This is a genomic window from Actinomadura roseirufa, from assembly GCF_900659635.1.
Lineage (GTDB): Bacteria > Actinomycetota > Actinomycetes > Streptosporangiales > Streptosporangiaceae > Spirillospora > Spirillospora roseirufa.
The window spans coordinates 23609-30354 of the sequence record NZ_CAACVB010000084.1 but is presented as its reverse complement, the minus strand read 5'-3'; the positions used below and the strand labels follow the sequence as shown (position 1 = coordinate 30354).

Here is a 6746-nt window from a genome sequence, read left to right as displayed (position 1 = left end):
GCCCAGGCCGACCGCGCCGAGGCCGACCGCGTGAGCACCGGCCCGGACGGCGCCGGGCCGGACGGGGAGGCCGTGCGCGCGGGCACGGTGAACGCCCAGGCCGCGAGCGTCCGGGCGGTCAGCGCCCGCGACCCGCGGGCCGGTGGCGCGGGAGAACAGTCGTGAACGGGGGCGGCCCGGTCCGGGTCTCCCGGAGCCCGAGCGGAGCGAGGCATTGAGTACTGCAGGCAGGGGCCCGCTGCGGCTCGGCACGCGCAAGAGCCCGATGGCGCTGGCGCAGTCGCGGATCGTCGCGGACGCGCTGTCGGAGCGCACGGGGCATGCCGTCGAGCTGGTCGGGGTAACGACCGAGGGTGATGTCTCCAAGGCGCTGCTGGCCCAGATCGGCGGCACGGGGGTCTTCGTCAACGGGCTGCGGGACAAGCTGCTGTCCGGCGAGGTGGACTTCGCCGTGCACTCCCTGAAGGACCTGCCGACCGCCCCCGCGGACGGGCTCGTGATCGCCGCGACGCCGTCCCGGGACGACCCGCGGGACGCGCTGTGCGGCCCCGCCAAGCTCGCCGACCTGCCGCGCGGCGCGCGCGTCGGCACCGGCTCGCCCCGCCGCGTCGCGCAGCTGCGCGCGCTGCGGCCCGACCTGGACGTCGTCCCGATCCGCGGCAACGCCGACACCCGGCTCCGCAAGGTCGCCGAGGGCGAGCTGGACGCGGTGGTCCTGGCGTTCGCCGGGCTGACCCGCCTCGGCCGGCAGGACGCCGTCGCCGAGGTGTTCGATCCTGAGCAGATGCTGCCCGCCCCCGGGCAGGGCGCGCTCGCACTCGAGTGCCGCGCCGACCGGGCGGACCTGCGCGCTCTGCTCGCGGCGGTCGACGACCTCCCGACCCGGCGGGCCGTCACCGCCGAGCGGACGGTACTGGCGGTGCTGGAGGCGGGCTGCTCCGCGCCCGTGGGAACATACGCTGCGGAAGTAGAAGAAGAGCTGCGTCTGACGGCGACCGTCGTGTCCTACGACGGCGGACGGCAGGTGCGGCTGTCCGCAAGCGGCCACCCGGAGCGGGCGGAGGAGATCGGACGCGAGCTCTCGCACCGGCTCCTCGGCCAGGGGGCCGACCAGTTGATGGGGGAGCGCGACATTGAGCCCCGCTAACCAGAACCCCGCGGCGCCGGACCCGGCGGGCCGCGGTCCCGCGGGCAAGGGCGTCACCGGCAGGGGCGCCGCCGGCCGCACCGCGGGCAGGGGCGCCGCCGAGGCCCCGCCGGCCCGCCGGACGACCGACCCGGGCACCGTCGCCCTCGTCGGCATCGGGCCGGGCGACCCCGGCCTGCTGACCCTGCGCGCCGCCGCCGAGCTCGAGCGCGCCGACACCGTCATCGTCACCCGCGCCCACTGCCCGGACGAGGTCCTCGCGCACTGCCGTCCCGGCGTGGAGATCATCGACTCGGCGGACGGCGACCCCGCCAAGGTCGCCACGCGCGCCGCCAAGGCCGGGCGGCGCGTCGTACGGCTCTTCCGGGGCGATCCCGGGCTGGCGAGCGGCCTGGCCGCCGAGGGCGGCGCCCTCGCCAAGGCCGGCGTCCCCTTCGAGGTCGTGCCCGGGGTGTCCGCCGTGACGGGCGTGCCGGGGTACGCCGGGATCCCGCTGACCGACTCCAAGCACCGCGAGGTCCGCGTCGTCGACGCCTCCGGCGGCGGCGTCGACTGGGACCGCGTCGCCGCCCCCGAGGCGACCCTCGTCGTGATCGGCGCCGAGGGCGCGGTGGCCGACACCGCCAAGGGACTGATCGCGGCGGGCCGGCCCGACTCCACCCCGGCCGCGATGACCAGCCTCGGCACCACCACCGAGCAGGAGACCGTCGTGTCGACCCTGCACCGGCTGGCCGCCGACACCAAGGGCATGGAGGCGCCCGCGCTGATCATCGTCGGCGACGTCGTCGGCTGGCGCGACCGGCTGTCCTGGTTCGAGACCAAGGCGCTGTTCGGGTGGCGCGTGCTCGTCCCGCGCACCAAGGAGCAGGCCGCGTCGCTGTCGGACCAGCTCCGCGGATACGGGGCCGTCCCGGACGAGGTCCCCACGATCTCCGTCGAGCCGCCGCGCACGCCCCAGCAGATGGACCGTGCCGTCAAGGGCCTCGTCACCGGACGGTACGAGTGGGTGGTGTTCACCTCCACCAACGCCGTCCGGGCGATCCGGGAGAAGTTCGTCGACTACGGCCTGGACGCCCGCGCCTTCGCCGGGCTCAAGGTCGCCGCCGTCGGCGAGCAGACCGCGGCGGCGCTGGTCGAGTTCGGCATCCAGCCCGACCTCACCCCGTCCGGGCAGCAGTCCAGCGAGGGGCTGGCCGAGGTGTGGCCGCCCTACGACGAGGACCTCGACCCGATCAACCGGGTGCTGCTGCCGCGCGCCGACATCGCCACCGACACCCTCATCGCCCGGCTGACCGAGCTCGGCTGGGAGTGCGAGGACGTGACCGCCTACCGCACCGTCCGGGCCGCGCCGCCGCCCGCGCCGATCCGCGAGGCGATCAAGGGCGGCGGGTTCGACGCGGTGCTGTTCACCTCCTCGTCCACGGTGAAGAACCTCATCGGGATCGCCGGCAAGCCGCACAACGTGACGGTCATCGCCGTGATCGGTCCGCAGACCGCCAAGACGGCGGAGGAGTACGGCCTGCGCGTGGACGTGATGGCCGACCGGCCGTCCGTCTCGGCCCTCGCCGAGGCCCTCGCCGAGTACGGTGCGAGGCGCAGGGCCGCGCAGATCGAGGCGGGGGACCCGCTGCGCAAGCCCAGCCAGATGCGCCGGGGCGCCCGCCGCCGCAGATGAGCCCGCCCGCGCCGTGCCGAGCGGCGCGGGGACAGCCGAAGACTCGCGCCGGGCCGCCCGATCCGCGGACCCGGGAAAGAAGGATCATGTCTGCTCAGTTCCCGGCCGCCCGGCCGCGCCGGCTGCGGCGCACGCCCGCGCTCCGCCGGATGGTCGCCGAGACCCGGCTCAGCCCGGCCGAGCTGATTCTGCCGATGTTCGTCAAGGAGGGCATCGGCGAGCCGCAGCCCATCGCGTCCATGCCGGGCGTCGTCCAGCACACCCGCGACAGCCTGCGCAAGGCCGCGCACGAGGCGGCCGAGGCGGGCGTCGGCGGGCTCATCCTGTTCGGGGTGCCCGCGGTCAAGGACCCCACCGGCTCGGCCGCCGACGACCCGGCCGGCATCGTCCAGCTCGCGCTGCGCGACCTGCGCTCCGACCTCGGCGACGCCGCGGTGGTCATGACCGACCTGTGCCTGGACGAGTACACCGACCACGGGCACTGCGGGGTCCTCACCGGCGCCGGCGAGATCGACAACGACGCCACGCTGGAGCGCTACGCCGACATCGCCGTCGCGCAGGCCGCGGCGGGCTCGGCCGTCATCGGCCCGAGCGGGATGATGGACGGGCAGGTCGGCGCGATCCGCGAGGCCCTCGACGGGGCCGGCTACGCCGACATCGCGATCATGGGGTACTCGGTGAAGTACGCCTCCGCCTACTACGGGCCGTTCCGCGAGGCCGCCGAGTGCGAGCCGCGGTTCGGCGACCGCGCCAGCCACCAGCAGGACCCGGCCAACGCCGAGGAGTCGCTGCGCGAGGTGTTCCTCGACCTCGACGAGGGCGCCGACATGGTGATGGTCAAGCCCGCCGGGGCCTACCTCGACATCGTCCGCCGCGTCCGTGACGCCGTGGACGTGCCGGTCGTCGCCTACCAGGTCAGCGGCGAGTACGCGATGGTCGAGGCGGCCGCGGAGCGGGGCTGGATCGACCGGGAGCGGACGATCATGGAGTCGCTGCTGTCGATCCGCCGCGCCGGCGCGGACCTCGTCCTCACCTACTGGGCGACCGAGGTGGCCCGCACCCTCGCCCGCTGACCCGCCGCCCCCGCGGGCGCTCACCCGCATGCACACACCCGGCCGCGCCGCGCGCGGTCGGCCGGTGCCGGTCACACTCCGCCGTTGTGAAGCGTTGCCGGTGATCAAGTCTCGCTAGTCACTTAGGGTCGTTCTTGGGGGTTGCCGTGTCCCGCGATCGGGGCCGGCGACATCATCGTCTATCAAGAACCCACGGTCGACCTTGGGATATGGGGGGGCGGACATGCTGGCGGTCTCGGGGAACAGGCGGCTGAGGGCGGCGCGCGACCGGAGGGCCGCCGCGGCTCTGGAGTACGCCGCGCTCGGCTGGCCCTGCTTCCCCGGCGCGCATCCCCCCGCCGGCGGTGACCGAGCGTGCTCGTGCGACCGGATCGGCTGTCCCGACCCGGGCGCCCATCCGGTGTCCGCGAACTGGGCGCGGCAGGCGTCCACCGAACCGGACGTGATCCGGCGCTGGTGGCGGGAGCGGCCCGAGGCCGGGATCATCCTGCCCACCGGCCGGGTCTTCGACGTGTTCGACGTCCCCGCCGCCGCGGGGACGCTCGCCCTCGACCGGATCGACCGCGACGCGCTCCCGGTCGGTCCCGTCGCGGCCGTCGCCGGCGACCGGCACCTGTTCTTCGTGGCCACCCGCGGCGCCCCCGCCGACGAGGACGAGTGGTGGTCCTGCCACCTCGACTGCTCGCCCGAGACCGTCACCGAGACGCCCGGGATGCGCTGGCACTGCCGCGACAGCTACGTCGTCGCGCCGCCCTCGGAACTGCCCTACGGGGGCGACGCGAGCTGGCTCAGGCCGCCGGAGGCCGGGCACCCGCTACCGGACCCGCTGCGGCTCCTGGAAGTCCTCTCCGACAGCTGCGACGCCGCCCGCTGAGACCGTCCTCCCAAGGGGAAGGACGGTCTCAGCGTCTAAGGGACGGTCTCAGCGCTCAGGGACGGTGCCCACAGCGCCCTGGAAGGGCCGTAGAGGCCCGCACGGTCAGCTCGGCACCTTGACGCCCGGAGCGTGCCCCCAGCCGCCGTACGACGCCTGCAGAAGCTGCGTACGGCCCTTCGCGGGGCCCACGGCCCGCAGCCAGTACCCGACGGGGCGGTTGCCCGCGTCCAGCCGCACCGCGAACGAGATCTTGCTCGCTCCCGTGGCCTGGCCCAAGCCGGCGTAGAGCGGGCCCACCCCGGCGATCTGCGCCAGCTTTTCCACCGGCGCCTCCCCCTGGTAGAGGGCCCCCTCCTTGCGGAGCGCCGTCGCCGACCGGAGCAGGGACGTCATCGTGGCCATCGAGCTGCCCAGCCGTACCTGCTCGGCCAGCGCCGGATAGCCCTTGCCGCTCGCCGGCGCCCGCTGCCACTTCTTGCCCACGCGCAGGTAGACCATGTCGCGGACGAGCACGGCGTGCGCGGGCTTGCGGGTCGGGCCCGCCCCCGAGACCGTCATCGAGTACGACGTCGGCCCGCCGGGCTGGAGCCCGAGCGTGCCCCGCGCGGTCGCCGGGGCCGCGCAGCAGCCCGACCGGCGGAACGAGAAGGTGGCCGCCGGCGCCTGCCCGGTCGCCTGCTCGATCGTGGCGACCAGCGGAGCCGGGTCGACGCCGCCCTCCGGCAGCGGCCGCGGCGGCGTGCGGCTCCGCGTCGGGGACGGCGCGGGCGGGTCGTCCCCGCCGTCCTTGGACAGCGCGGGCACGGCCACGGCCACGGCGGCGGCGACCGCCACCACCACGGCGCCCACACCGGCGTACAGACGCCGCCTGGACCGGCCGGCCGGCGCCGCCGCCGCCGGAGACGACGATGGCGGCGGCGTGACCGGGGTGCGGCCGCTCCTGGGCGTGGACCTGGGCGTCGACCTGGGCGTCGACCTGGGCGTGGATCTGGGTGTGGACCTCGGCTTGGCCCGGGGCGGCTCCGGCTGCGCCGCGGCCTGCGCGGCCAGCTCGGTGAGCCGCCCGCGGCCCTGCGCCTCCCAGGACGGCCCGTACGCCGACACCGCCGCGTCCTCCAGCGCGCCGAGGAAGTCGGCCGCCGACTTGGGCCGCTCGTCCGGTTCCTTCGCCAGGCCCTGGGTGATCAGCGCCCGCAGCGGCCCGGGCACCTCCTCCGCCGGGATCGGCGACTCGCGATGCAGCTTGGCCATGTTCCGGCCGGCGTAAGGGGGCCGCCCGGTCAGGCACTCGAAGAACAGCGCGGACGCGGCGTACAGGTCCGCGGCGACGCTCGCGATCGCCCCGTCCCACAGCTCGGGCGCCGCGTACGCCGGCCCCGCCTGCGCCTCCGCCCCGGCGGGCACGGTCGCGAAGTCGGCGAGCCGGGCGTTGCCCTGCCCGTCGACCAGCACGTTCCCGGGACGGACCGCGCCGTGCACGATGTCCCGCTCGTGCGCGGCGGCCAGCCCGAGCAGCGTCCCGCCGAGCAGCGAGAGCGCCGCGAGCGGCCCGGTGGGGCCCTGCGCGCCCAGGACCCTGCGCAGGCTCACGCCGTCCACGCGCTCCATGACGATCGCGGTGCCGTCCGCGGTGGTCATGAAGTCGTAGAAATCGACGACGTTGGGGTCCTCGAGCTGGGACAGCCGCCGCGCGATGGGGCGGAACCGCTCGAGGAACGCCTCGTCGGCGCCGAGTCCGCCGTCAAGGTACTTGATCGCGACCTTCGTGCCGGTCAGGTCGTCGACCGCCAGTACCACCCGGCCCGAGGCGCCGCCACTGAGCTCTCGCTCGTGGGTGAAGCCCGGGACCGTCCAGCCGTCAACCACGGTGAAAGCCATCCCTCCGATACGGCCGACGCCGGTGATAGTGAAAAGTCGGCGCCCCGGAGCGGGACGCCGATGTCGTACTTGGTGGAATATCGGCCCGTGCCCGGC

At 75.4% G+C, this 6746-nt stretch carries 5 protein-coding genes; 4 read left to right on the top strand and 1 reads right to left on the bottom strand.

The window, feature by feature from the left end:
• Positions 1 to 214 precede the first annotated feature (214 nt).
• The 4 genes from hemC (at position 215) to E1291_RS19175 (ending at position 4769) form a co-directional block, all read left to right on the top strand.
• Positions 215 to 1147 carry a hydroxymethylbilane synthase gene (hemC, locus tag E1291_RS19190; RefSeq protein WP_131739204.1) on the top strand — a complete coding sequence of 311 codons (933 nt, stop codon included), beginning with the start codon at positions 215 to 217 and terminating at the stop codon, positions 1145 to 1147.
• Entirely contained in the window at positions 1134 to 2822 is a 1689-nt protein-coding gene (locus E1291_RS19185; protein ID WP_131739203.1) for a bifunctional uroporphyrinogen-III C-methyltransferase/uroporphyrinogen-III synthase, read from the top strand. Before hemC ends, E1291_RS19185 begins: the two co-directional genes overlap by 14 nt.
• Before the next feature lie 86 nt (positions 2823 to 2908).
• On the top strand, positions 2909 to 3895 hold the full coding sequence (gene hemB, locus E1291_RS19180) for a porphobilinogen synthase (protein ID WP_131739202.1): 987 nt from the start codon (positions 2909 to 2911) through the stop codon (positions 3893 to 3895).
• A gap of 223 nt (positions 3896 to 4118) precedes the next feature.
• Positions 4119 to 4769, top strand: a complete 651-nt coding sequence (locus E1291_RS19175) for a bifunctional DNA primase/polymerase (protein ID WP_131739201.1) — start codon at positions 4119 to 4121, stop codon at positions 4767 to 4769.
• Between the two features lie 105 nt (positions 4770 to 4874).
• Here the strand turns inward: E1291_RS19175 and E1291_RS19170 are convergent, their stop codons facing one another.
• The gene (locus E1291_RS19170; RefSeq protein WP_131739200.1) at positions 4875 to 6650 is read right to left on the bottom strand and encodes a serine/threonine-protein kinase; all 1776 of its coding nucleotides are present in this window, start codon (positions 6648 to 6650) and stop codon (positions 4875 to 4877) included.
• Positions 6651 to 6746: the final 96 nt, after the last annotated feature.

Excerpts from the sequence above, each read along its gene's own strand:
- hemB (WP_131739202.1), top strand. The coding sequence starts at position 2,909 with ATGTCTGCTCAGTTCCCGGCCGCCCGGCCGCGCCGGCTGCGGCGCACG.
- E1291_RS19175 (WP_131739201.1), top strand. The coding sequence starts at position 4,119 with ATGCTGGCGGTCTCGGGGAACAGGCGGCTGAGGGCGGCGCGCGACCGG.
- E1291_RS19170 (WP_131739200.1), bottom strand. The coding sequence starts at position 6,650 with ATGGCTTTCACCGTGGTTGACGGCTGGACGGTCCCGGGCTTCACCCAC.